Raw genomic sequence first — 25,124 nt, 5'->3', positions numbered from 1 at the left:
TTGCAGCATCCGGATGGTTACATTTCTGTCAGCTTGGCCAAGAGCCCGGATCGATCAGCAATTGGCGTGGCCTGCAGCCTTGGTCGTGCTTTCAGCGACAGGGGCGGCGGCCTTGCGCTGCTGGGCGACCTGGTTGGCCTGCATTGAGATTTTCTGAGCCAGCTCCATGCGTGCGAAGGTACGCTCCGCGCCGCCTTCGGCCAGGGCCAGGGAAGAAACAGTCACGGCGACGACAACGAAGAGCGCTTTCATGAATTTCATTTGGGTATCCTCGGGTGTGGGTCGATTACCCCTTGATTTACCTCTCAGGCCGGATCAAGGGGCTGAGCTTCAGGCTCGAAGCCAGGCTAACCCTCGCGTCCTGACAGAAACCTGAGGCGAAGATTACATTTGCGTCAGGTTCTGCCTGGTTGCTTCAAGTCCCTGCACACTCAAGACGCCATTAAATGCACGCGAGAAAAACCCGATGAAACTCCTGGTCGCTGAAGATGAACCGAAAGTCGGCACCTATGTGCAGCAGGGCCTGAGCGAGGCTGGATTCACGGTCGAGCGGGTGAGCAGCGGCACGGCGGCCCTTGAGCACGCGCTGAACGAAGCCTATGACCTGCTGATACTGGACGTCATGATGCCCGGCCTGGATGGCTGGGAAGTTTTGCGCAGGGTGCGCGCGACCGGCAATGACGTGCCCGTGCTGTTCCTGACCGCCCGCGACCGGGTGGAAGACCGGGTCAGGGGGCTGGAGCTGGGCGCCGACGATTACCTGATCAAGCCCTTCGCCTTTTCCGAGTTGCTGGCCAGGGTTCGCTCGCTATTGCGCCGAGGCAACAATGCCCCGTCCCAGACCCACATGAAAATCGCCGACCTTGAGGTCGACCTGATGAAGCGTCGAGCCATTCGCGCCGGTCAACGCATCGACCTCACCGCAAAAGAGTTCGCCCTGCTGGAGCTGCTGCTGCGCCGTTGTGGCGAAGTATTGCCAAAATCGCTGATCGCATCGCAAGTCTGGGACATGAATTTCGACAGCGACACCAATGTCATCGAGGTGGCAATCAGGCGCCTGCGAGCGAAGATCGATGACGATTTCGAGCTCAAACTCATCCACACCGTCCGCGGTATGGGCTACATGCTTGATGCACCGGGGGCGGCATGAGGCGGCTTTCCCTGACGGCGCGGCTGAGCTGGATGTTCATGTTCGCCGTCACCGCGGTGCTGATCAGCGCCGGGCTCAGCTTCAACCATCTCAGCCAACTGCACTTCAACGCGCTCGATCAGCACGCGCTGCTGGAGAAACTGCAGGCAAGCCAACGCATTTTGCAGGCACTGCCGGGTCTTGCGGCTTTCGATGAAGCCAAGCCGCAATTGCAGGCTTTGCTCGGGGCGCATCGCGATCTCACGGCGGTCATCCAGGACAGCGACGCCACGGTGCTGTTTGCCGAGCCGCTGCCCGTCGACATCCCCGAGCGGTTCCGTTCGGCCTCGGGCCCGAACAGTTGGGAGTGGCAGGGCCGGGGGCACATGTTTCGCGGCATGACCGTGCAGGTGGCGATCAACGGGCAGCAGCAGCCCCTGACCCTGATGCTGGCCCTGGATGTTACCCAGCACATGTCTTTCTTCGAGACGCTCAGGCGCTGGTTCTGGGTCGGGCTGATCATCAGTGCGCTGGTCAGCGCCGGGCTTGGCTGGCTCGTGGCGCGCAGTGGCTTGCGCCCTTTGCGGCAAGTGACCGCCCGGGCCGCGTCGATGTCGGCCAAGTCGCTCAAGGAGCGCATCCCGATGGCGCCTATTCCGCTCGAGCTGCAGCAACTGGTGTCTTCATTCAACGCCATGCTGGCAAGGCTGGACGATGCATTCGTCAGGCTCTCCAACTTTTCCGCCGACATTGCCCATGAACTGCGCACACCGGTCAGCAACCTGATGACGCACACCGAAGTCGTGCTGTCCCGGAAAAGAAACAGCGAGGACTACGAGGAGACGCTCTACTCGAATCTGGATGACTTGAAACGCATCGCGCGGATGATCGATGAGATGCTGTTCCTGGCCAAGGCCGACAATGGCCTGATCATCGCCGAGCGCCAGCGCATAGCCCTGGAAGAGGTGGTGGATAAGCTGTTCGAGTATTACGGCCTGCTGGCTGACGAGCGCGGCATCGAGCTCAGCCGCTCTGGCTGCGGCACCGTTCTGGGCGACGAAGCCATGCTCCATCGCGCCATATCCAACCTGCTTTCCAATGCCTTGCGCTATACCGCGGCGGGCAACACCATCAGCGTACGGCTCGACCAGAACAACGGCTCCACGGCGCTGATCGTGGAAAACCCCGGCGAGAGCATTCCTGCCGAACACCTGGACAAGCTGTTCGACCGCTTCTATCGAGTCGATCCTGCGCGCCGTGAGGGCCACCCGAGCAATGCCGGCCTGGGGCTGTCGATCACCCGTTCGATCGTCGAAGCCCACGGTGGACGGATCGGCTGTACCTCCGGCAACGGTTGCACAACCTTCCATCTGGAGTTTCCCGCGCCATGAGCGCGGCGGTCAGCAGCCTTGCCTGCCGCTGCGGGCAAGCGCAGAGGGCTTGTTGGACGATGCCGTTGGTCTGTGGAGCCAGCGCCTCGATCACTACGCCATTGCCCAGGGTCCGCTACTCCTCGTCGCGGACCAGCACGTACTTTCTGCCGTTCTCGTCCTCGCTGTAGTCGCACACATAGAACATCACGACTTCCCCCAACCCTGGCATGGTCGCCACGTAGTCGCCCACTTCCGGGGTGAAGAAAGCGGCTGTTGCGGGTTTGGCCTCACACTCGATAAAGGCGGTCATGAACAGTTCGGGGGCGGTATCGCCGAAAAACTCGTTGCGTTCCAGTTCATCCCAATCGGCGGGGGCCTCGAACCGGCCGCTAAAGAGAATTTTGGCGTCGCCAAGGTCCTGTTCTTCAGCATCCGGATCGGGGTTGTCCTGGCGGTAGACGGTGCAGTCCTGGGCGTCTACGTGGTTGAGGATGGCCGTGCGGGCCGCAAGGCGCTGCTGTGGGTCGATTGCTGGCATGGGAGTCTCCATTGTCCTGGGGTGAGGCGGCAAAGGCTGGCGCCGCCTTGGCAGGGCGTCAGTTTGGTGGAGATTATCGACTGACTGCAATCGACCCGGGTCAGTGCGGCCTCAGGCTGACACCCCGCGCAAGGGTAAAAACCCCCGCTGATGCAGTGAGGCCATTCACTTAAGCATGCGCCAGCACCTTGTTATCCCCTCCACGCAGGCCAGGCGGGCTTCGTAACTACGAATATTGGCTTCACTGCTGAGAATGCGCGAAGCGATGGCCGGCTCTTCCAGCGCCACCAGGGTTTCCCCGGCTTGTACCCGTCCGGCCGGGCGGATCGATTGCAACTGGGCCGGGTAATGCGGACTTTATTGCTCTGCGCTTCGCTCCGACTGCAACTTAACCCAAGATGGAGTTAACTATGAGCGCTTGTCAACGAGCATGGTTGCTTGAGACTTTTATTATCTCTATTAGTCAGCGGCAGGGGGTTTGGGTCGCAACTCGCCGATGACGAAGTTGATAAATACCCGCAGTGCCTTGGGCAGTTGGTTGCGGCTCGAATAAACCGCGTAAAGGCACCCGGGACGAAAAAAATAATCCGGCAGCAGATGAATCAGGCTGCCATCGGCGAGGCTATATTTCACCAATACATTGGGTACCAGTGCGATGCCCAACCCCGCCTTGGCCGCAATGATAAGCGCCCCCGAACTGTTGAGCATCAGCCGCCCTGAAACCGCGACGGACTCCTCCCCGTCAGGCCCTTGCATCGTCCAGATTGCGCGTCCTTCCTTCCCATGGGCGAGCACACAGGGGTAGAAGGACAAATCCCTGGCGCTTTTCGGTAGCCCCAGTTGGCTCAAAAGCCCTGGGCTGGCTACCGGAATGAAGCGTGCCTCGTCGATAGGCTGCGCAATCAGTGACTCGTCCTTGACGGCGCCGCCACGCAAGGCCAGGTCAATACCCTGCGCCAGAATGTCGGAAACATCGTCGCCCAGGATCAGTTCAATACTGACCGCCGGGTGCGCCTCCAGAAAAGCCGCCAATCGCTCTGCCTTAAATACAGCAAGAAAGTCGGCAGGGGCGGTGATTTTGAAGTGCCCGGCCACTTCCTCCGCCTGCATGCCAACGCTGCTCCAGGCGCTTTCGATCTGTGCAAGCGCCGGCGTCACTTCATCCAGGAGGGTGCGCCCGGCGGTGGTCAGGTTGAGGCGTCGCGTCGTTCTGTGCAGCAGGCGCACGCCCAGTTCGGCCTCAAGGCGCTGGATCTGCCGGCTCAGCCGATTGGGCGGCACCCCAAGCAGGCGCGCAGCCTGCGCGAACCCGCCAGCGGAGACGATGCTCAGCAGTACTTGAAGTGCAGAAAGGTCGACGGTTGATTTCTTCATTTTTTGTACGAGTGAAATGCAAATCTAGTCGATTATCACCACGGTGCTACCGGACCTATACTATATCCAGCTTACTAGCCATTAGCCATTAGCCTAGTAATAAACGTAATCACCATCGGTTCTCCCGGTGTCGAGGCATGGCAGGACGCTCGCAAAGTCAGTGGGTTCAGGTGAGCGGACGAGGGCTTGCCGTTGCGGCTACTTGCTAGGCCGCCTGAGGAGGAGCGAGCAAGGCGATTCTTCAAACGGGCACAGGCTTATAGCGCGCAGGTTGAGATGGTTTAGGTCCGGTCTTTTTATTAAATAACGTATCGCTACGATTAATGTGCTTGGCTGTTTTATGGCTCTTGTGCGAGTGCTATCGATTTAAGTATCGAATGGTCGCGCTATTTGCAAATACCCTTATGTGAGTGTCAGGTGTCTGCGACTAACGATTGCTGCGTTATGTTTTAGTTTGGCTGGCCTATATAAGTTAGTGCTTATAAATCTAATTCTTCAGGTTGCTAGGTGCGCAGGCTTGGCTGGCTATTAAACAGGTCAATAGTCAGCCTCAGTTAAAACCCAATCCAACTGATTACAGAACATCCAGGCGCCATGCTGGGCTCTCGCGGCGAATGCCGTGCAATGAGCCACGGGTCGGCTTTTGTCTGAGAAACGCACAGCGGCTCCGCTTCCTTACCTCGCGACCCATGACCACAAAAGTTCCGGAGGAGGCGGGAAGGGCTGGAGTGGCCTTCCTAGAAGTGTTGCCAGGTTGTCAATGACAGCCCATCAGATTCTGAAGAATTGTGACGTATTCCGCAGATTTGCCAGGTGGCTCGGTAGGTTGACGTCGGGAAACCCGCGAAAAGCCCGCCTTTGGTTCAGGGCTGTGCGGGTTCAACGGAATGTCTGACGTGCGCAGCAGGTGATTTATGAACAAATCGTATCGAGTGGTCTGGTGCAAAACCCGTGGGCAATGGGTGGTTGCCTCTGAGTTGGCGCAAGCCAATGGCAAGGCGGGCAGTGTGCTGCGCGTGAAGCGCAGTGGGGTCATGGCGGCGCTATTGGCCTTGGGCGGGCTATGGTTCGGCGCGCCGGGCCTGGCCTCGGCCAACTCGATCGATACCGAGCAGAGCTGCACAGCCGGCGCTCCGGCCACGATCGGCGGGGTCACCATTTCGGCGACGAACAGCCAGGCAACGTCGGCCGGCGGCGTGTACTCGACCATCGCCGGCTGCAATGCGAGTGCTCCTGGCACGGCAGGCGCCACCGTGTACGGGGCGCGTGCTTTGGTCAACGGCGATGGTGGTGTTGCGCTTGGTGCGACCAGCCAGGCCGGTCAGTATGGCGTCGCGGTCGGGCTCAATGCCGCAGCCGCGAACACGGGTTCCGTGGCCATCGGGTACAACAGCCGCGCCGCCCAAGCCTCTTCGCTGGCGGTGGGGGCCACGGCGAATGCGCTAGCGACCAGCAGCATCGCCATCGGCGCCACTGCCACGGTTGTGGCGGCGGGTACCAGTGGCATCGCTGTCGGCAACGGCGCCACCGTCAACGGTGTCAATGGCATCGCCCAGGGCAATGGCGTGACCAGCGGCGCGACCGGCCAGAACGTCGCCATCGGCGCTGCGGGCACCACCGCCAATTCGAGCACCACGGCCGGCGGCGCGGTGGCCATCGGGCGCGGCCAGGCCGCCACGGGCGACGGCGCCCTCGCGATGGGCGCCAACAACACCGCCAATGGCACCGGCGCGGTGGCACTGGGCACCGGCAATACGGCGACCGGGCAAGGCTCGGTCGGGCTGGGCAACAACAGCCATGCGGCAGCGGCAGGCAGTGTGGCCCTGGGCGATACCGCGACCGCGGTGACGACCGGCAGCGTGGCCATCGGCAGCGGCTCCTCCGTCACCGGCGCCAGACAGTCGACCGCCGTGGGCTACGCCGCCAAGACCACCGGCACGAGCGCGAGCGCATCGAGCACTGCGCTGGGCGCCGGAGCGACGGCCAGCGACAATGCCATCGCGATCAGCGCACGTTCCGACCTCGCTGCCGTGGCCAGTGGCAATAGTGCCGTGGCCGTGGGCATCAGCGCCGTGGCCGCCGGTGTCAACGGCGTGGCCATCGGTAGAGGCGCTCAAGCCAATGCCGCAAACTCCATCAGCATCGGTACCGGCAATATCGTCAATGGTGCCAGCTCCGGTGCCGTGGGCGACCCCACCGTGATCAACGGGGTGGGCTCGTACTCGCTCGGTAACGACAACACCATCGACGCCGACAATGCCGGCACCTTCGGCAACAACAACATACTGGGTGCCGCTGCCGACGGCAGCCGCATCATCGGCAACAACAACGATGTCGATGTTGTCAATGCCGTTGTCATCGGCAACTCGGCCGATGTCACCGTGGTCGGCGGCGTGGCCCTGGGCGTCGGTGCGGTTGCCGACACCGGCGCTGGCGTGCAGGGCTACAACCCCGTCACCGGCGCGGCCGATGGCCTCGATATGGCCATTGCCGTCACCAACAGCACCAGCGGCGCCGTGGCGGTTGGCAGTGCCGACGCGGGCGTGTACCGGCAGATCACCGGCGTCGCGGCGGGTACCGAGTACAGCGATGCGGTCAACGTGGCCCAGTTGTCGGCAGCGACCACCCACTATTACAGCGTCAACGATGCTGGCACGGCGCAGGGTAACGTCAGCAACGATGGCGCCACCGGTATCAATGCCCTGGCCGCTGGCCCTAATGCTGTAGCGGCCGGTGACTCCTCCGTGGTCATGGGGCACGGAGGCTCTACCGCATCCACCGGCAGAGATCAGGTCGCTCTCGGCAGCAACGCCTTCGCTGCCGGCAACGCCTCAATCGCCATAGGCCTCAATGCATCTGCCAGTCCGCTGGGGTTGCGTTCGACAGCAATAGGCAACGGTGCCACGGCCACGCGGAGCGATGCCGTGGCCATGGGTACGAATGCCAGCGCCACGCTGAACAACACCATCGCCATCGGCGCCGGCGCCGTGGCCTCCGCGAGCCTCGGTGACGTTGCCATCGGCAGCGGTTCGACCACGGTCACCCCCACCAACGTGCCCAGCGCCGTGGTGGATGGTGTGACCTACACCTTCGCCGGGGGCACCCCAGCGAGCGCCTTCAGCGTTGGCGCCGCTGGTGCCGAACGCCAGGTGCAGAATGTGGCGGCTGGCCGCCTCAGTGCCACCAGCACCGACGCCGTCAACGGCTCGCAACTGTTCCGCACCAACAGCGCGGTCACCGCCCTGGGCGTCAATCTGGATTCCGTGGGCAGCAGCACCGCAGCCTCTTTGGGCGGCGGCTCCACCTACAACCCCACGACCCATACCGTCAGTGCCAACCTCAACGTGGGGGGCACCAGTTACACCACCGTTCAGGATGCACTGACCGCTACAAATACCGTCGCCAACGCCGGCTGGGACGTCACCGCGCAAGGCGCCAACGGCAGCAACGTCGGCATCAACAGCGCCACCGGCAACAGCGTCGACCTGAACAACAGCGACGGCAATATCGAGGTCAGCAAGGCGACGGACAGCAACGACGTCACCTTCGACCTGGCCGACGACCTGGTGGCCGACTCGCTGACCCTGGGCGATACCACCCTCAACAGTAACGGCCTGACCATCACGGGCGGCCCGAGCATCACCAACCTGGGCATCGACGCCGGCAACACCATCATCACCAACGTAGCTGAAGGTGTAGATGGTACTGATGCGGTCAACGTTGACCAGCTAAATGCCGCTAAAACTCGTTACTACAGCGTCAATGACAACGGCGTACAAGGCGGTAACTACGATAACGACGGTGCCACTGGTGTTAATGCACTGGCAGCAGGTGTCGATGCTGCTGCTAGCGAAGCGAATGCGACTGCCGTAGGTCGAGGCGCGCGTGCTGAAAGTCTTTCCGCAACTGCAGTTGGTCATCTGAGCCAGGCCACTGGTAATTCCAGTACGGCTATTGGCTTCCAGAACTCGGCTGGTGGCGGAAGCAGTACTGCGATTGGTTTCAACAACAATGCCGGCGGTGGTAATAGCTTCGCGGCTGGTGTGCAGAGTGAGGCTTCTGGTGGGGCATCGGTTGCCATTGGTGATCAGGCCCGTGCACAGGCCCAGAACACGATTGCACTGGGCACGGATGCAACGGTGCAAGTTGAGGCTGGTATCGCCATTGGTGCCGGGGCGCAGGTTACGCAGTCAGGCAGTGTTGCATTGGGTGCAGGTTCCACAACCTCTCCTGTTGTGGGCACAAGCAGTGCAGCCATAGGTGGCGTTACTTACAACTATGCCGGTACGACGCCGACCAGCACCGTCAGTGTGGGTTCGGCTGGTGCCGAACGCACTGTTACCAACGTTGCCGCAGGCCGAGTAAGTGCCACCAGCACCGATGCTATCAACGGCTCGCAACTGTTCGCCACTAACCAGGCACTGGAGGATGTAACTACTACCGCCAACGCCGGCTGGGACGTCACCGCGCAAGGCGCCAACAGCAGCAACGTCGGCATCAACAGCACCACCGGCAACAGCGTCGACCTGAACAACAGCGACGGCAATATCGAGGTCAGCAAGGCGGCGGACAGCAACGACGTCACCTTCGACCTGGCCGACGACCTGGTGGCCGACTCGCTGACCCTGGGCGACACCACCCTCAACAGCAACGGCCTGACCATCAACAATGGTCCGAGCATCACCAACCTGGGTATCGACGCCGGTGACACCATCATCACCAACGTGGCAGCGGGTGAGGTCAGCGCCACCAGCACTGACGCGGTGAACGGCTCGCAGCTCAACACCACCAACGAAAACGTGGCACAAAACACCACCAACATCACCAACCTGGACAACCGCGTGACCACGGTCGAAGGCGACGTCACCACCCTGGAAGGCGACCTGCAAGACCTGGCCGACACCCCGATCACCTTCGCCGGCAACAGCGGCTCGGTGGACCGCAAGCTGGGTGAAACCCTCGGCATCACTGGCCTGGCCAGCACCGCCGGCACCTACTCGGGCGCCAACCTGCAAACCGAAGTCGACCCGGCCACGGGCGAAGTCAAACTGCAGATGGCGGAAAACCCGGAGTTCACCAGCGTGATCACCGGCAGCAGCACCCTCAACACCAACGGCCTGACCATCACGGGCGGCCCGAGCATCACCACCGCCGGCATCGATGCGGGCGGCAGCACCATCAGCAACGTGGCGGAAGGTGTTAACGGCACCGATGCGGTCAACGTCGACCAACTGAACGATGTATCCACCGTCGCCAACGCCGGCTGGGACGTCACCGCGCAAGGCGCCAACAGCAGCAACGTTGGCGTCAACAGCGCCACCGGCAACAGCGTCGACCTGAACAACAGCGACGGCAATATCGAGGTCAGCAAGGCGGCGGACAGCAACGACGTCACCTTCGACCTGGCCGACGACCTGGTGGCCGACTCGCTGACCCTGGGCGACACCACCCTCAACAGTAACGGCCTGACCATCACGGGCGGCCCGAGCATCACCAACCTGGGCATCGACGCCGGCAACACCATCATCACCAACGTGGCAGCGGGTGAGGTCAGCGCCACCAGCACTGACGCGGTGAACGGCTCGCAACTCAACACCACCAACGAAAACGTGGCACAAAACACCACCAACATCACCAACCTGGACAACCGCGTGACCACGGTCGAAGGCGACGTCACCACCCTGGAAGGCGACCTGCAAGACCTGGCCGACACCCCGATCACCTTCGCCGGCAACAGCGGCTCGGTGGACCGCAAGCTGGGTGAAACCCTCGGCATCACTGGCCTGGCCAGCACCGCCGGCACCTACTCGGGCGCCAACCTGCAAACCGAAGTCGACCCGGCCACGGGCGAAGTCAAACTGCAGATGGCGGAAAACCCGGAGTTCACCAGCGTGATCACCGGCAGCAGCACCCTCAACACCAACGGCCTGACCATCACGGGCGGCCCGAGCATCACCACCGCCGGCATCGATGCGGGCGGCAGCACCATCAGCAACGTGGCGGAAGGTGTTAACGGCACCGATGCGGTCAACGTCGACCAACTGAACGATGTATCCACCGTCGCCAACGCCGGCTGGGACGTCACCGCGCAAGGCGCCAACAGCAGCAACGTCGGCGTCAACAGCGCCACCGGCAACAGCGTCGACCTGAACAACAGCGACGGCAATATCGAGGTCAGCAAGGCGACGGACAGCAACGACGTCACCTTCGACCTGGCCGACGACCTGGTGGCCGACTCGCTGACCCTGGGCGATACCACCCTCAACAGTAACGGCCTGACCATCACGGGCGGCCCGAGCATCACCAACCTGGGCATCGACGCCGGTGACACCATCATCACCAACGTGGCAGCGGGTGAGGTCAGCGCCACCAGCACCGACGCGGTGAACAGCTCGCAACTCAACACCACCAACGAAAACGTGGCACAAAACACCACCAACATCACCAACCTCGACGGCCGCGTAACCACGGTGGAAGGCGATGTCACCAACCTGGACAACCGCGTCACTTCGGTAGAAGGGGATGTCACTAACCTGGGCGACACCATCACCAACATCGCTGGCGATATCAGCACCGTGTACACCGAGGCCAATGGCACCGGTATCCGCTATGCCCGCACCAACGAAACCGGTCTGGCTGCAAGCGATGCCTTTGCCCAAGGTCAGGGTTCGACGGCGCTGGGCTATGAGGCAACCGCCAGTGCCGACAATGCTGTGGCCATTGGCCGTGACGCTGTAGCCAGTGAGGTGGGCAGTGTCGCCTTGGGGGCTGGCTCGACGACTGCTGCGGCCGTCGGGACTGCCAGCGGTACCATCAGGGGCGTCACCTACAACTATGCCGGCGCCACGCCGAGCAGTACCGTCAGTGTCGGCTCGGTGGGCAGCGAGCGTACCGTCACCAACATAGCGGCAGGCCGTGTGGACGCTAGCAGTACCGATGCCATCAACGGCTCGCAACTGCATGCGACCAATACGGCGTTGGAAGCCGTTACGGTAACCGCCAACGCCGGTTGGGATATCACGGCACAAGGCACCAACGGCACCAACGTCGGGGCCAATAGCGCGACCGGCAACAAGGTCGATCTGAAGAACAGCGACGGCAATATCGTGGTGAGCAAAGCCACCGATAGCAACGACGTGACCTTCGATCTGGCCAATGCGATCACGGTAGACAGCATCAACGCGGGTGGCAGCATCCTGAATGACATCGGGCTGACTGTCGGCTCGACCTTGATCACCAACGGCGGCCTCAGTTTCAGCAATAGCTCGGTCAGTGTGAGCGGTTCAGGGATCAATGCCGGTGGCACGGTCATCAGCAATGTCGCGGCGGGCGTGAATGACACCGACGCGGTGAACGTCAGCCAGTTGAACTTCGCTGTAGCCAATGCCACGCCTAGCCATTACTACAGCGTGAATGACAACGGCGTGGCCGCTGCCAACTACAACAATGATGGCGCTACAGGTGTCAATGCCATGGCCGCTGGGGTCGGTGCCACAGCAGGTACTGCGAATAGTACGGCGGTTGGTGCGGGTGCTAGCGCCAATGCCAATGCCGGCGATGTGGCCCTGGGCTCCGGCAGCACCACCAGCGCCGTGGTGGCGACCGCGAGCGGCACCATCAACGGCAAGACCTATGAGTATGCCGGTGATGCACCGACCAGTACGGTCAGTGTCGGCAGCGAAGGTGCCGAGCGTACGGTGACCAATGTCGCGGCGGGTCGGGTTTCCGCAACCAGCACGGATGCGGTCAACGGTTCCCAACTGGACGCAACTAATAAGGCTGTCGAGGAGGTGGCCGGCAGTGTGACCAATCTGGATAACCGGGTCACTGTGCTGGAAGACAACTCTACCGATGTGACGAACCTGACCAATGGCGCTGATGGCATGTTCCAGGTCAGCCAGGAAGCGCCGATCACCAAGCCAAAACCGACGGGTAAGAACTCGTCGGCTGGCGGCAATGGTGCGGTGGCCTCGGCGGATGACGCCTTGGCAGTCGGCAATCAAAGCGCGGCTACGGGGAGCAAGAGCACCGCGGTCGGCACTGGTTCGGCGGCGTCGGGGACCAACAGTGCGGCATTTGGTAATCAGGCCAATGCCTCGGCCAATGACACTGTGGCCGTCGGTGGTAGCGCCAAGGCTTCCGCAGAGGGTGCTACCGCAATAGGTAGCGGTGCCAGTGCAACGCATGCCAACAGCATTGCCATCGGTACGGGTTCAGCGACCACGGTCGGTGCGCAGAGCAGTTATCAGGCGGCCTATGTCGGCACCAGTAGCAGTAACGGTGAAGTTAACCTCGGTAACCGCACCATCACCGGGGTGGCTCCGGGAGTGGCGCCAACCGATGCGGTGAACGTCAGCCAGCTCGATGCGTTGGGCAGTTACATGGGCGGTCATATCAATAGTCTGAACAACAAGATCGACGATGTTGAGCGCAACTCCAATGCGGGTATCGCCGCAGCCGTTTCCATGGAGTCCGCACCCTATGTCGCCGGCAAATTGACCTACTCCATCGGTACTGGCTACCACGGCGGCCAGGGGGCTATTGGGCTGTCCTTCCGGCGCACTTCGGATAACGGACGTTGGAGTGTCACTGGCGCCGTCGGGGGTTCTGCGGCGGGGGCCACGGCCCGTGTCGGCTTCACCGGTTTGATCGATTAAGTTTGGCCGAGGGGGAAAACCCCTCGGCACTTCACCTCTTTTGTGCGCAAGGATTGAACAATGAAAAATGAACGCTCTATTGGGCTTATTTTCGGTTTGGCTCTATTGGCAGGGTGTGCCAGTAGTTCCCGTACTGATGGATCTTCTGCTGAGAAAATTGAGTTTCCTGATCTGGACAGCAGTTATGTGGCCGAAGGTGATTTTGCCGATCCGCACGCCGTGCAGCGCGTGGAGCCTGGGCTAAGCAAGGATCAAGTGCGGCTTATTCTGGGTATTCCCCACCTGAATTCAACACATAAGTGCAACGCTCACCCCTGCATAAACTTCGTACGGCGTCTTCCAGCCCAGGCGTTTTCGCGGGCGTAAATTGATCTTCGTTACCACGCGACTGACCGCCTCGACGGTCAGCTTGCTGAAGTCGCCGCCCTTGGGAAAATACTGCCGGAGCAGGCCGTTGGTATTTTCATTAGTGCCTCGCTGCCAGGATGAATAGGGTTCTGCAAAAAAGACTTGGCACTGGCTCCGATGCGCAATGCGTTCATGCCCGGCAAACTCCTTCCCGTTATCCAGCGTCAGCGTGTGAACAGCATGCCCCTTGAGCAACAGATTGATCGCCCGCGTTACCTGCCGGCGCGTCCTGCGCTTGACCGGATAGGCGCTCAGGTAGCCGCTTTTACGATCAACCAGCGTGACCAGATTGCCGCCTACGCCATGCACCGTGTCACCCTCCCAATCACCTAGACGCTCGCGGGCTTCGACCTCAGCAGGGCGCTCGGTTATCGATACGCGATTACGCAACTGTCCGCGCCGGTCGTGGCTTCCGTAGCGTTTTCGGTACAGCTTCCTGCGGTGCCGCAAATACTTGTATAACTCGCCACCTGCGTGTTTGTCGGTGGCGATAAACCGATAAATCCACTCGTGACTGACCGCGCGCTCCGGCTGCTCTTGCTTCAGGCGCTGAGCAATCTGCTCCGGGCTCATACCGTGTTTTAGCCAGAGCGGCAGATAATGGCTGAACCACGTTAATGGCTTGCAGTGCTTGCGCGCCTGCGCTCGACGGGCATCACTTTCATGGGTCGCAGCAACCGCTTTGTAGGTCTTCTGGGAGCTGTTGCGGCGAACCTCACGACTTATCGTCGAGGGATGTACGCCAACCTGTTTCGCGATGCTTGCCTGGCTTTTTCCGGCGCTCAGACCGGCCTCAATCTGGTAACGTTGGCCCTGAGTTAGCTGCCGGTAATGCGTAGTCATCTGCGCTTGAATCCTTCGGTGTGAGAGCCTGGATTCTACCGGTGGCTGACTCTCTGCCTATCGTTTCAAACGTTGCACTTATTCTATGAATTCAGGCCATTTTTCCGAGGGTATTCTGGCGGTTCGCGAGTGGAATTACATTTTCAACTTCTATACCGGGGAAGGTACTGAATACCTGACCTGCCAGTACAAGGCGGTATTCGATCGCGAGGATAAGGTCGCCAGTTATCACTGGCGAACCCCGGAGTGCGCCGCATTTGTGCGGCCGCCAGCGGTCGCGGAAATAGATGATGCGACGGGTGAGCAAAGTATCCCGCTTGTTCTTTCGGGGGATGCGCTATTCGCATTTGGCAAGGGGGGGGTTGACGATCTGACCCCGGGTGGGCAGCAGAGCATCGCGCAATTGGCTAACTCGCTAAAGACCAATTTCACGAAAATCCAGTCTATTCGGATTGTCGGGCATACCGACCGTGTCGGTAAGGAGCAGGCGAATAGATCGCTGTCTTACCTGCGCGCCAGTACAGTGAAAAAACTGCTGGTCGAATTGGGTATTCCTGGCGAGTTGATTGAAACCGAAGGTCAAGGTGCGACTGCGCCACTTGTGGCATGTGATGGAGAGAAGGTAACCCCTGAGTTGGTGAGGTGCTTGCAGCCGAATCGTCGGGTGGAAATCATGGTCAAGGGCAGTTGACTCGACAGATATTTTTATCTGTGTGAGTGCAATGACACTTTTAAGTTATAGGTATCGTGGAGTAAAAAAGGCAGTCACGTATCAACAGACTGCCTCGTGGCTCGCTCTTGCGAGCATACGTTATATGGTTGGTTTACTTGCCGAGCATGTTGAGCCGTGCTTGCGTCATGACGCAAATGACACCGGAGGAATTCAGGGTGACTTGGTAGTTGTAATTGCAATAAAGCGCAGCTGCACTCAGGGGGCGTTGCAGGTTGTCGGCGCTTGTAAAGCGCAGATAGATCAGCTCGCTGCTAGGGCACTTGGACGCCTCTTCATCATTGCTTGCGAGGCAGATTTTTGATTGGTTGATGGACGCATTTTTATTTAGTTTTGGTAGTTCAAAACAGCCGGACAAGGCAAAGGGGATAAGCAGTGCTAGCAGCGTTTTCTTCATGGTTTACTCCCGGAAATGAGGGGCTCTCGGTGGTCTCAAAAGTTAAGGCTCGGTTTCTTCATGGGCAAGCGACCAAATCTGAATAAATATTCAATTCGGAGGAGCGCAAGATGAATACAATAAAAATCAGCTTTTTAGCAAGTTGGCTACCAGCCGCTTTGCATTCTGCTCATGATGGCTGGCGTGCTCCGGTTCTGGTTCTGCTATTGGTTCTTCCTCTCACGCTCAGTGCTCAGCCGTCTGAGGAGCGGGTACATGTCGTGGAGAAGGGCGAAACACTTTGGGGTATTGCGGAAAAGTACCTGCTTGATCCACTGCAATGGGAGCAGTTGCAGCAGAGCGGCAAGGTCAAAGAGCCAAAACACTTGCAACCAGGGGTGGAGTTGGCGATCCCCGGCATGGGAAGTGCTTTCCCGGCCAAGGTGCTGCATCTGGAAGGGCAGGCCTGGTTGTTGGCGCATGATGGTGAAGTGGTTGAACTCGTTGAGGGGCAGGCGCTGGGTGAGGGGCAGGGGGTCAGAACCGAGGCCAACGCATACGTCAGTTTAGGATTCGCCGATGGTACGCGTGTGGTACTGCCCTCGCTTACGACCGTCACCCTGGGCTCCCGCGCCGGAGGTGGAAATCCCCAGGTCAACCTGAGTGATGGTGAGGTCGAGGCCTACGTGCTCAAGCATCCTGCCCGCAAATAACGCCTCGAAGTGGTCACCCCTATAGGGGTTCTTGGCGTAAGAGGGACTCATTTTCGCGTAAGGAATGGGCGGGAGAGGGTGCTCACCGAAGTATTGGAAGGAAGCGTGGCCTCTACGCGAATGGCTGCATCGGGGCCGCTGGTTAGTGCTGGATATGGGTTAGTGATGAGTGAAGATGGGGCCTTGGGCGTCGATAAGTTGCTGCCTGCGCCCGAGACGGCTGAACAATTGCAGGATGGGGGAGCAGACCCACATTGGCGGATAAGGGCTCAGCCTGTCGAAGGGGCTGCTTCCTATTTTGCTGAAGTATCAAGCTCTCCCGACTTTTTGCAGATCGAGCAGGCGGCCTCTTCAATAAAGCCTGAGTTTGCCTTCAACGGATTGCAAGGCGGTTTCTACCATGTGCGAGTCGCCGCGTTAGATGCCAAGGGGCTGCGCGGTCGGGATGGGGCTTTTATCCTGTTGCACCGTAAGATTGATGGTGCGGTGACGATCGGCCACTCGGCATCGGCTATCGAGTTTCGCTGGGCACGGCCACAGCAGGCTCGGCGCTATGGCTTTCAGATTTCCGGGCATGCAGATTTCAAGCGGCCTTATGTCCATCAGCGCGCCCTCGCTTCGACTGGTTTGAAAATTCAGCGGTTGGCGCCGGGGAAGCACTACTGGCGTTTGCTCCTGGAGCCTTTGCCGGGCGATGCATCACCGCCTGAGGTGCTCGATTCCGGCGTCTTGAACCTTTGACGACAGCCGTTCGTTGCCTGCCGCGGGACTTGAGGCCGTATCACACCTACCGAGCGATACAGCCTCAAGCGAGCTAGCTCACTTGCTCCAGTCGGTAACCGTGGCCGTAAATCGTCGCGAGTCGCCAGCCGCGCTCAGCGGTCAGGCCGAGTTTGTTACGTAGCCGGTAGACATGGGTGTCCAGCGGACGCGAGGAAAAAACCTCTTCATGTGGCCAGAAGTGTTCGTAGAGGTAATCCCGGGAAAGGAGGCGGCCCAGGTTACTGAACAGGCACAGTGCCAAGCGATACTCGCGCTCGGTAAGCATCACCTCGGCCCCATCAAGTCGTACGACCTGCTCGGCTTCGTCAAACTCCAGGTCGCCGAATACCTGCGATCTCTTCTCACCCTGCCCATGCGGGGCATAACGACGCAAAACCGCCAGAACCCGTGCTTGGAGTTCAAGTGGGCGAAAAGGTTTGCAGACATAGTCATCCGCCCCGGCCTTGAGTGCCTGGACGATATCGTGCTCGCTATTACGACTGGTGATCATGATGGTGGGCGGCGGTGTTTCAAGATGCTCTTGAGTCCAGCGCAGCAGGGCATAACCGCTCATTTCGGGTAGTTGCCAGTCCAGAATAAGCAGGTCAAAGGTCTCTCTTCTCAGCTTTTTCAGTAAGTCTTCGCTTCGAGTGAACGTATGGAGCGTCCATGTTTCCTCGACATGCTTGGGTATTTCCTGAAGGGTTTTTTCTACTCGCTGCAGTTCTGCAGTCTCGTCGTCCAGTATCGCGATGCGCATGTTGCGTGCTCCCTCCCAGCCATCCTTTCACTCGTTGCTCAACTGTGATGCCACTCGCTGCCTGATTCCGCAGTGTGCGCGTTGGGAAGAGAATACCGGAATCTGAATTAATGTGACCAGATTCTCATTTGTGGATGGCTGATTGCTAACTTGGGGCCATCTCTAGGTAGGTGGGCGGTTTGCGAGCAGCAAGGCTACGCGCAAGAACTGGTCCATGTCTGAGGGCAATAAGAGCGGCACGTGCCGGGAATGCATTCTGGTGCAAGTGGATATCTGTTCTATGTCTTCCTGAGCGCCACTCTTTTATTGGCGGGCCTGTTTTTCGAGTGGTTGCTCTGCCCTCGGCACTCAAGGTTGGTGATTGCTATTCAGAAGTAGTTGATCTGCGTCCTGGCCTGTCAATTCAAGTTGCAAAACCGAGGACAAAAGCAGCGGTGAGAAGAATCAATTTTTTACCTGTAATGGGTGAATATTTTCTGAGACTCACCCAGCGCCGAGGCTTCTGAGATTAAGCGTTCTGACCATAAAACTCTATCGTGTCGCTCAAGGTTTTAACTCATGGCAGATATAAGGTTGCGCATTTTGCTGGCGGGGCAGAGCTTTCAGCGAGTGAGAGTCGCGGAACAGTCGCTCAATATGCTTGGTTATTATCGTATCGCGCCGACGTGCTCTATTGAGGAAGCCGTAGACTTGGCATTCTGTATACCTGAGGGTTTCGATCTGCTGATCGTCGACGCCGAACTGATTCGTGGCCAAGAGCAGCGCATGCTCGATCGCTTTTATATGGGCGGTATGGTTTCGAGTGTCATTGTCTGTGGCAACCCCTTGGATCTGCCTTTAATTGCTTCGCGAATCAATTGCCCAGGTCTGCTCGGGTTCGTGTCCGTCCCTGTCGAGGCGTCTAGGCTACGCCCCTTGATGGGTGCTATAGATGACACGGCGCCTTGGAGTATATGTAATGCGAAGTTTATAAGCGCTCAAGGCTTTTGATTAATAGGCTTGGTGCTGCCAACTATTTATTGCAAAAGGGTTGCGTTGTTGATGTGGCGGGCTATTCATGGCCAAGGACAGCAATATCTGGTTTGACCGGAATTATCTGTTGCGCGGTGGTCTTTGATACTTAATTCGACACATCATCAACTAGGGCCGGCATCATGGAAGTCGCGGACGGAATTTTGCTTGGCGTATTTCTGCTGGCGGTCTACTTCTTAGGGGCCGCCCAGGGTACGAGGACACTCGGGCGCAAGGTGCAGACGCTGAAACATCGCAACGCCAAACTGAACGTGGAGTTGAGTCGGATTGTGGATAACCAACCCTAGGAGAGTGCTGAAAATTCCAATCAAGGAGGAAATAATGCAAGACATCATCAAAAAAACGTTTGGTGGGCTTTCAGTTCAATACTATATTCGGCAACTATTTTTTGGAGCGCTATTTGCCGCCTTCATAATCTATGTGGTTGTCAATGGGAATAAGCCCGTCCAGCCTGGCATGATTGCCCTGCTTGCAATAAATACATGCCTGTACCCTTACTCGCGATTTGTTTACGAAAGCATTGTCGGCTTTATCATGGGCAATAACGTATTTTTTGTTAACGCCATTTTCATGATCATTGTGAAAGTCTTCACCATGCTGCTCTGCTGGAGCTTTGCAATATTCATCGCCCCAATTGGGCTGGCATACCTTTATTATAACCACAGCAAAGCTGCCAGCTAGCAAACGCTCAAATCGTTCGCTTCGCTCACTGGCTCGGGCTAAAGCCCGCCCCTTAATTCGAATGCTCTGGTACAACGAGAGAAGTTGGTATCGTGCATGCTTTTAGGTAGTATTGAGTCTCTAGCCATTGTCGTTAGGACTGCTCGTAATGGAGTAGTGGCTGAGTTGAATAGCTTGGCTATGAGGGCCTAGCGCAAGCGGCTCTAGGACGTCGTGTTTAGTGGGCGGACCCTTGTTTATACCGCGCCACCCGGCAATGGGCAAAGATCTGACTTGAATGCAGTCTGTTTGAGGCTCTCATCGCTTGCTTTTTTGGAAAACATGATGGCAAAGCCTTTTCAGGGTGGTAGTGCTAACAGTGTTTTGTCGATGTCTCACCAGCTCTTTCGTAATATCGTACGAGAGTGGTTGATTATTTCCTTGATTTTGCTGCCATTGACGGCATTTCTGTCATTGACGCATGCCTTCGCATTGGATCACCTCATCTATGATCGGCTGCTGTCATGGAGCCGCATTACTGTCGATCCGCGGATTTTGCTCATCACTATCGACGACAGGAGTTTGCGGGCGATCGGACGATGGCCCTGGCCGCGTAGCGTACACAGCGAACTCTTGGAGCGTCTCGCCAAGGTCGAGTCCAAGGCCGTGTTATTCGATGTGGTTTTCAGCGAGCCGGGCAGTGATCCCGCCAACGATGAACGCTTAGGGCAGGCAGTTTGCCGGCTCGGTAATGTGGTGTTGCCATTACTGCGCGAGGGGGATGCGCGTTATGGCCGTATACCACGTGAGATCCTGCCTATTGAGCCGTTACAGGCATGTGCCCGCGCAATCGGGCATATCAATGTTGAGGCCGATGCTGACGGCACCATTCGCAGTGTCTACCTGCGCGAGGGCGCTGAGGGCAGTCAGCGCATGCAACTTGCCTGGCAGGCTTACAAGCTGGCGTCAGGGCCTGAGAAGGCCGCGTTAATGCCTGGTGCGGCCGGCGTGTTTCAGGAGCATGGCTGGTGGCGAGATCATGCTATCCGCATACCTTACACCGGCTGGGAGCGGGGCTTTCCAAGTGTCCCCTATCACAGTGTGTTGCTGGGCGAGGTGCCTGATGAGTTGTTGCAAGGGCGCATCATCCTCATCGGTGCCACTGCGCCAGGGCTGGGGGATCGCTATGCGACGCCGGTGTCTGGAAGCGCTGGCGGCACTCCAGGTGTAGAAATCCAGGCCAGCATTCTTAATGGTTTACTGCATGATCGCAGCATCGTTGAGTTGCCCAAAGTGCTTTCGGCTGTGCTGGCAATGCTTGCGGTGGGCCTGCTGCTAGTGGCCTTGCTGGTCATGCGTCTGCGCTATGTACTCGCTACCTCGCTCGTAATGGTTGGCTTGACCTTGGGCACGACCTGGGTGTTGCTGCAGCTGGGCTGGTGGTGGCCTCCGGCGGCCAGTCTACTGGGGCTTTTATTGGCGTATGTGGCCTGGAGCTGGCGCCGGCTTAGTGCGGTTCTGACTTACTTCGGTTGGGAGTTGGCTCGCCTGGAGAAGGAGCCCAAAGTACTCCCCGAGCGGGCGAAACTTGCCGTGCGGGCGTCAGGTGATGGGCTGCAACAGCGTATTACCGCTTTGGAGCTGGCGGTCGAGCGCGTTCGAGATGCGCGGCGTTTTATGGCCGATGGCCTGGAGCACCTGCCAGTTGCCACATTGGTCTGTTCGCCAGAGGGAACGATTCTGCTGGCTAATCGTCTTGCGCGCTTACTCTGTAAACAGGAACTGGTGGGGGCGGATATCCTGAGATGTCTCGAATACATTGGTCTGCCGACGGATCGTGCTCAAGGTCTTGAGACGGAAGGGTGGGCTATTCCTTTGTTAGGCGATATCGAGTTTCGCAGCTGCTGTGGTTTTACTTTACGAAGCGGAGTTGCTCCGATGTTGCCCGCCAATAGTGACATCCCTATTGGGTGGTTGATCAGCTTGATTGATTTGACTGTGGAGCGTGATATTCAGGAACAGCGGGCAAGTATGCTGAGCTTCCTGTCGCACGATTTGCGCGCACCTCAGTCAGCAATACTGTCTCTGCTTGACCTCGGTCAGGGCGCTGATAATGCAGAGTCTGTAGCGCATATATTCCAGCAGATCGAAATTCAGGTTAATCGATCATTGAGTCTGGCCGACGGTTTTGTGCATTTGACCAAGGCGGAATCATTGGAATATTCGTTTGAGCCGATGTTGATCTCCGCTGTTGTGTTGGATGCATTGGATCAGGTTTGGCCTTTGGCCAAAGCCAAGAATATTCGCATGGAGCGCTTGTTACCGGCCGATGAACTTATGGTGATGGCAGACTATGGCTTGCTCGTCCGGTCTTTTTTTAACCTGCTTGAGAATGCGGTTAAGTATAGCGCGGAGAATACGTGTGTTCGTGTTAGCGTCACTAGGCACGATGATTCTGTAGTCTGTTGCCTCAGTGATCAGGGGCGAGGTATTTCTGAGGATGAAATCCCTTTTATTTTTGAACGTTATCGGCGCTCTGGAGATAAGGCTGTTGTCTCTGGCCTGGGCCTTGGTTTGGCTATGGTAAAGCTGGTAATTGAACGCCACGGTGGGGAAATCTCTTGCAGAAGTATTCTAGGGCAGGGTAGTGATTTCGAGCTTTCTTTACCTTGCATGGAAGAATAATGATGCATATGAATATTTATACGGCGTGTAGTGGTCGCCCCATCCCGGGCTGCGGGGCAAGTTTATTTCTGCAACTGCCGTTGGCAGTCCGTCATTAAACTGATGCGGCCTGAGTCAGTCGTACTATGCATCAGGTAATGGTTGATATCCCGATGGGCATCGGGATCTGTCGTGTAGCCGTTCGGAGATATCTGTTCCGTTTTCAGGCTGCGCAACAGCCGCTCCATGAATAAGGCTCATGCTTTGCTGCTATGGGCTCGGAACGAAGCCAAGGCATATGATCGCGTTTGTGGCATATCCGCGATATCGCAGTAAATCCATGCTTCCCGGCCCCGGTCTCCTGCGCTAGTCCCAATGGACGATGTTGCCCCTGCGCCAAGACGCTTAAATCGCTCTCCATAAGGCCTCCTCGGCATTTGCTGCGGGGTGGGCCAAGGCCTGCCAGGAATGAGGAGAGCGCCCCATGGATATCCGTGGTCTGGGTTATGTCACCGTCTTATCCACCGATCTGAACCGCTGGCGCGAATACGGCACGCAGGTGCTGGGAATGATGGCCGCCGCCGGCCCGCAGGCGGATGAGCTGCTCTACCTGAAGATGGATGAGCGTCACTACCGCATTCTCGTTGAGCAGAGTGAGCAGGACGGCTACGGCGCCAGTGGTTGGGAGGTGGCTGGCAAGGCCGCCTTCGAGCAGGCGCTCGCCGAGTTGGAGCAGGCCGATGTGCCGGTGCAGCGGGGTAGTGCGGCGCAGGCCGCGGTACGCAAGGTGCAGGAGCTGGCCTGCTTCAGCGACCCGGATGGCAACCGCCACGAACTGTTCTGGGGCCCGCTGCAGGACTTCGCCCGCTTTGTTTCGCCGGTCGGGGTCAAGGGGTTCGTCAGCAATGAGTTGGGCATGGGCCATGTGGTGCTGCCGGCACCGAGCTTCGAGCGCTGTCGCGACTTCTATGAGCGGGTGCTGGGTTTTGGTCTGTCCGATCTGATGAAGGTGCGCTTCACCCCGGACCCGGCAGAGCCGGAGAAACGCATCCATTTCCTGCACTGCAATAACGGTCGCCACCACTCCCTGGCCATCTTCGAGTGCCCGATACCCCACGGCTGCGTGCACATGATGCTCGAGGTCAATGCCCTCGACGAGGTTGGCCGGGCGCTGGACCGCATGCAAGCGCACGGGGTCAAGCTGTCCGCCACCCTTGGCCAGCACACCAACGACCAGATGATTTCCTTCTACATGAAGACCCCGTCCGGCTTCGATCTGGAGTACGGCTACGACGGCCTGGTGGTGGACTGGGACCGGCACACGCCGTTCGAGAGCACTGTGGTCAGCCATTGGGGCCATGACTTCAGCGTTGGCTACAAGTGAGGGTGTCAAGCATGGATAAGCGGATGAGCGCGGCCGAGATAGTCGGCCAGTTGCGCGACGGTATGACTATCGGCATCGGTGGCTGGGGGCCGCGGCGCAAGCCGATGGCGCTGGTGCGCGAGATTCTGCGCTCCGACCTCAAGGACCTCACCGTGGTCGCCTATGGCGGCGCCGATGTCGGCATGCTCTGTGCCGCCGGCAAGCTCAAGAAGCTGGTGTTCGCCTTTGTCTCGCTGGACTTCATTCCGCTCGAGCCTTACTTCCGCAAAGCCCGGCAAGACGGCGCCATCCAGGTGATGGAGATCGACGAGGGCATGCTGCTGCTGGGCCTGCGCGCCGCCGCCATGGGTGTGCCCTTTATTCCCACTGCGGTCGGCCTGGGCACCGATGTGCTGCGGCATAACCCGGAACTGAAACTGATCGCCTCGCCCTATGCCGACGGCAAGGACTGGGTCGCCATGCCGGCGCTCAAGCTCGATGCCGCGCTGGTGCATGTCGATCGCGCGGACCCGCGCGGCGTCTGCCAGATCAGCGGGCCGGATCACTACATGGACGACCTGTTCGTCCGCGCCGCCAAGCGCGCCTATGTCAGCTGCGATGAGTTGGTCGACAGCAGCTACTTCCACAGCAACCCGGAGCAGGCGCGCCAGGTGTTCTGGGAGCGCAACCAGACCAGCGCCGTGGTGCATATGCCGGGTGGCGCCCATCCGTCTTCTTGCGCGCCGTTGTATGGCTTCGATGTCGCGCACTTCAAGGCCTACAACGCTTCGGCCCAGTCGCCGGACGGCTGGCAGGCCTATGTCGAGCAGTACCTGAACTGCACGGAAGAGCAGTACCGGGAAAAGGTCGGCGGCTTGGCTGCCATCCGCCAGCTACCCCTGCCGGTTTTCTAAGCGAGGCTCGATATGACTACCACTGCAATGACTTACAGCCTGGCCGAACTCTTGATCTGCGCCGCCTCCGAGGCCTGGCGCGACGACGGCGAGGTGCTGGCCAGCGGCATCGGCGTGATCCCGCGCCTGGCCGCGTCCCTGAGCATGCTCAGCGCCAACCCCGATCTGCTGATGACTGACTCCGAGGCCTTTATGGTCGCCGAGCCGGTGCCGCTCGGCGCACGCAACGGCTACAAGCCGAAGTTCGACAGCTGGATGGGCTTCTCGCGGATTTTCGACAATGTCTGGGGCGGCAAGCGCCATGCCCTGGTCGGCCCGACCCAGATCGACCGTTTCGGCCAGGCCAACATTTCCTGCATCGGCGACTACGCCAAGCCCAAGGCGCAGATGCTCGGGGTGCGCGGCTTTCCCGGCAACTCCATCAGCCACGCCAACTCTTTCTTCGTGCCCAGCCACAACCGCCGAGTGTTCGTCGAGGGCGAGGTCGATATGGTCGCCTCGGTCGGCTACAACCCCGTGCGCCTGGCCCGCGGCTGGTCGCTGGACGAGATCGACATCCGTCTGATCGTCACTGACCTCTGCGTACTGGATTTCCAGGGCCCGCAGCGGCAGATGCGGATTCGCTCGCTGCACCCGGGTGTAACGGTGGCCGAGGTGCAGGACAACACGGGGTTCGCCCTGCATGTGCCGGAGGCGATTGCGACCACGGCGGCGCCGAGTGTGGAGCAACTGATGCTGATCCAGCAGCTGGACCCGCACAACCTGCGCGCCAGCCAACTGAAAGACAACCCGCCGGGCGAGCGCAGCCCGCGCTGACGGCCATGATAA

General features: G+C 59.2%; 19 protein-coding genes and 2 pseudogenes. 14 read left to right on the top strand and 7 right to left on the bottom strand.

The window, feature by feature from the left end:
- Window positions 1–54: 54 nt before the first annotated feature.
- Window positions 55–261, bottom strand: a complete 207-nt coding sequence (locus tag AC3IYG_RS11745) for a co-regulatory protein PtrA N-terminal domain-containing protein (RefSeq protein ID WP_489308571.1) — start codon at window positions 259–261, stop codon at window positions 55–57.
- A gap of 205 nt (window positions 262–466) precedes the next feature.
- Between AC3IYG_RS11745 and AC3IYG_RS11740 the strand changes: the two genes are divergently transcribed.
- Together AC3IYG_RS11740 and AC3IYG_RS11735 are read left to right on the top strand one after the other, a co-directional pair.
- Window positions 467–1,150 carry a heavy metal response regulator transcription factor gene (locus AC3IYG_RS11740; RefSeq protein ID WP_489308569.1) on the top strand — a complete coding sequence of 228 codons (684 nt, stop codon included), beginning with the start codon at window positions 467–469 and terminating at the stop codon, window positions 1,148–1,150.
- The gene (locus AC3IYG_RS11735) at window positions 1,147–2,520 is read left to right on the top strand and encodes a heavy metal sensor histidine kinase (RefSeq protein ID WP_489308567.1); all 1,374 of its coding nucleotides are present in this window, start codon (window positions 1,147–1,149) and stop codon (window positions 2,518–2,520) included. Before AC3IYG_RS11740 ends, AC3IYG_RS11735 begins: the two co-directional genes overlap by 4 nt.
- A 115-nt stretch (window positions 2,521–2,635) precedes the next feature.
- On the opposite strand, the gene AC3IYG_RS11730 is transcribed toward AC3IYG_RS11735, so the two are convergent.
- Together AC3IYG_RS11730 and AC3IYG_RS11725 are read right to left on the bottom strand one after the other, a co-directional pair.
- The gene (locus tag AC3IYG_RS11730; protein WP_489308565.1) at window positions 2,636–3,040 is read right to left on the bottom strand and encodes a hypothetical protein; all 405 of its coding nucleotides are present in this window, start codon (window positions 3,038–3,040) and stop codon (window positions 2,636–2,638) included.
- 459 nt (window positions 3,041–3,499) lie between these two features.
- Window positions 3,500–4,414 carry a LysR family transcriptional regulator gene (locus AC3IYG_RS11725; RefSeq protein ID WP_489332096.1) on the bottom strand — a complete coding sequence of 305 codons (915 nt, stop codon included), beginning with the start codon at window positions 4,412–4,414 and terminating at the stop codon, window positions 3,500–3,502.
- Between the two features lie 914 nt (window positions 4,415–5,328).
- On the opposite strand from AC3IYG_RS11725, the gene AC3IYG_RS11720 reads away from it, so the two are divergent.
- Together AC3IYG_RS11720 and AC3IYG_RS11715 are read left to right on the top strand one after the other, a co-directional pair.
- Window positions 5,329–13,071 carry an ESPR-type extended signal peptide-containing protein gene (locus AC3IYG_RS11720; protein WP_489308563.1) on the top strand — a complete coding sequence of 2,581 codons (7,743 nt, stop codon included), beginning with the start codon at window positions 5,329–5,331 and terminating at the stop codon, window positions 13,069–13,071.
- 60 nt (window positions 13,072–13,131) lie between these two features.
- Window positions 13,132–13,437, top strand: a complete 306-nt coding sequence (locus AC3IYG_RS11715) for an outer membrane protein assembly factor BamE (RefSeq protein WP_489308561.1) — start codon at window positions 13,132–13,134, stop codon at window positions 13,435–13,437.
- Here AC3IYG_RS11715 and AC3IYG_RS11710 read toward each other — a convergent pair.
- The gene (locus AC3IYG_RS11710) at window positions 13,360–14,322 is read right to left on the bottom strand and encodes an IS30-like element ISPsme1 family transposase (RefSeq protein WP_017846754.1); all 963 of its coding nucleotides are present in this window, start codon (window positions 14,320–14,322) and stop codon (window positions 13,360–13,362) included. The two genes, AC3IYG_RS11715 and AC3IYG_RS11710, sit on opposite strands and share 78 nt — an antisense overlap.
- An 85-nt stretch (window positions 14,323–14,407) precedes the next feature.
- Here AC3IYG_RS11710 and AC3IYG_RS11705 point away from each other — a divergent pair, with 85 nt between their 5' ends.
- The gene (locus AC3IYG_RS11705; protein ID WP_489308559.1) at window positions 14,408–15,013 is read left to right on the top strand and encodes an OmpA family protein; all 606 of its coding nucleotides are present in this window, start codon (window positions 14,408–14,410) and stop codon (window positions 15,011–15,013) included.
- A 133-nt stretch (window positions 15,014–15,146) separates the two neighbouring features.
- On the opposite strand, the gene AC3IYG_RS11700 is transcribed toward AC3IYG_RS11705, so the two are convergent.
- Window positions 15,147–15,449 (bottom strand): hypothetical protein, encoded by a 303-nt coding sequence (locus tag AC3IYG_RS11700; RefSeq protein WP_489308557.1) that lies wholly within the window; start codon window positions 15,447–15,449, stop codon window positions 15,147–15,149.
- A 110-nt stretch (window positions 15,450–15,559) separates the two neighbouring features.
- Here AC3IYG_RS11700 and AC3IYG_RS11695 point away from each other — a divergent pair.
- Both AC3IYG_RS11695 and AC3IYG_RS11690 read left to right on the top strand, forming a co-directional pair.
- Window positions 15,560–16,237, top strand: a pseudogene (locus tag AC3IYG_RS11695) (FecR family protein); the annotation flags it as partial.
- A gap of 66 nt (window positions 16,238–16,303) precedes the next feature.
- Window positions 16,304–16,882 carry a hypothetical protein gene (locus tag AC3IYG_RS11690; RefSeq protein WP_489313998.1) on the top strand — a complete coding sequence of 193 codons (579 nt, stop codon included), beginning with the start codon at window positions 16,304–16,306 and terminating at the stop codon, window positions 16,880–16,882.
- 73 nt (window positions 16,883–16,955) lie between these two features.
- On the opposite strand, the gene AC3IYG_RS11685 is transcribed toward AC3IYG_RS11690, so the two are convergent.
- Complete coding sequence (locus AC3IYG_RS11685) at window positions 16,956–17,663, bottom strand: response regulator transcription factor (RefSeq protein WP_489308555.1); 708 nt, start codon at window positions 17,661–17,663, stop codon at window positions 16,956–16,958.
- 558 nt (window positions 17,664–18,221) lie between these two features.
- Here AC3IYG_RS11685 and AC3IYG_RS11680 point away from each other — a divergent pair.
- The 4 genes from AC3IYG_RS11680 (at window position 18,222) to AC3IYG_RS11665 (ending at window position 22,040) form a co-directional block, all read left to right on the top strand.
- Window positions 18,222–18,653: a hypothetical protein gene (locus tag AC3IYG_RS11680; protein WP_489308553.1), complete on the top strand. Its 432-nt coding sequence runs from the start codon at window positions 18,222–18,224 to the stop codon at window positions 18,651–18,653.
- 164 nt (window positions 18,654–18,817) lie between these two features.
- A complete protein-coding gene (locus AC3IYG_RS11675) occupies window positions 18,818–18,982 on the top strand; it encodes a hypothetical protein (protein ID WP_489308551.1) in 165 nt (54 codons plus the stop codon).
- A gap of 34 nt (window positions 18,983–19,016) precedes the next feature.
- Window positions 19,017–19,376: a hypothetical protein gene (locus AC3IYG_RS11670; protein ID WP_489308549.1), complete on the top strand. Its 360-nt coding sequence runs from the start codon at window positions 19,017–19,019 to the stop codon at window positions 19,374–19,376.
- A gap of 324 nt (window positions 19,377–19,700) precedes the next feature.
- On the top strand, window positions 19,701–22,040 hold the full coding sequence (locus AC3IYG_RS11665) for a CHASE2 domain-containing protein (protein WP_489313895.1): 2,340 nt from the start codon (window positions 19,701–19,703) through the stop codon (window positions 22,038–22,040).
- A 16-nt stretch (window positions 22,041–22,056) separates the two neighbouring features.
- Here the strand turns inward: AC3IYG_RS11665 and AC3IYG_RS11660 are convergent.
- Window positions 22,057–22,267, bottom strand: a pseudogene (locus AC3IYG_RS11660) (IS3 family transposase); the annotation flags it as partial.
- Window positions 22,268–22,503: 236 nt separating this feature from the next.
- Here AC3IYG_RS11660 and AC3IYG_RS11655 point away from each other — a divergent pair.
- Genes AC3IYG_RS11655 through AC3IYG_RS11645 form a run of 3 tightly spaced genes read left to right on the top strand, consistent with a single transcriptional unit; the run spans window position 22,504 to window position 25,112 of the window.
- Entirely contained in the window at window positions 22,504–23,403 is a 900-nt protein-coding gene (locus AC3IYG_RS11655; RefSeq protein WP_489308547.1) for a VOC family protein, read from the top strand.
- Between the two features lie 11 nt (window positions 23,404–23,414).
- The gene (locus AC3IYG_RS11650; RefSeq protein WP_489308545.1) at window positions 23,415–24,296 is read left to right on the top strand and encodes a CoA transferase subunit A; all 882 of its coding nucleotides are present in this window, start codon (window positions 23,415–23,417) and stop codon (window positions 24,294–24,296) included.
- A 12-nt stretch (window positions 24,297–24,308) separates the two neighbouring features.
- A complete protein-coding gene (locus AC3IYG_RS11645; protein WP_489308543.1) occupies window positions 24,309–25,112 on the top strand; it encodes a CoA-transferase subunit beta in 804 nt (267 codons plus the stop codon).
- The last annotated feature ends 12 nt before the right edge of the window (window positions 25,113–25,124 follow it).

This window comes from Pseudomonas sp. KH_027 (assembly GCF_057838565.1).
The sequence above is the reverse complement of the archived record's forward strand: the minus strand, read 5'-3'. Positions and strand labels throughout refer to the sequence as shown.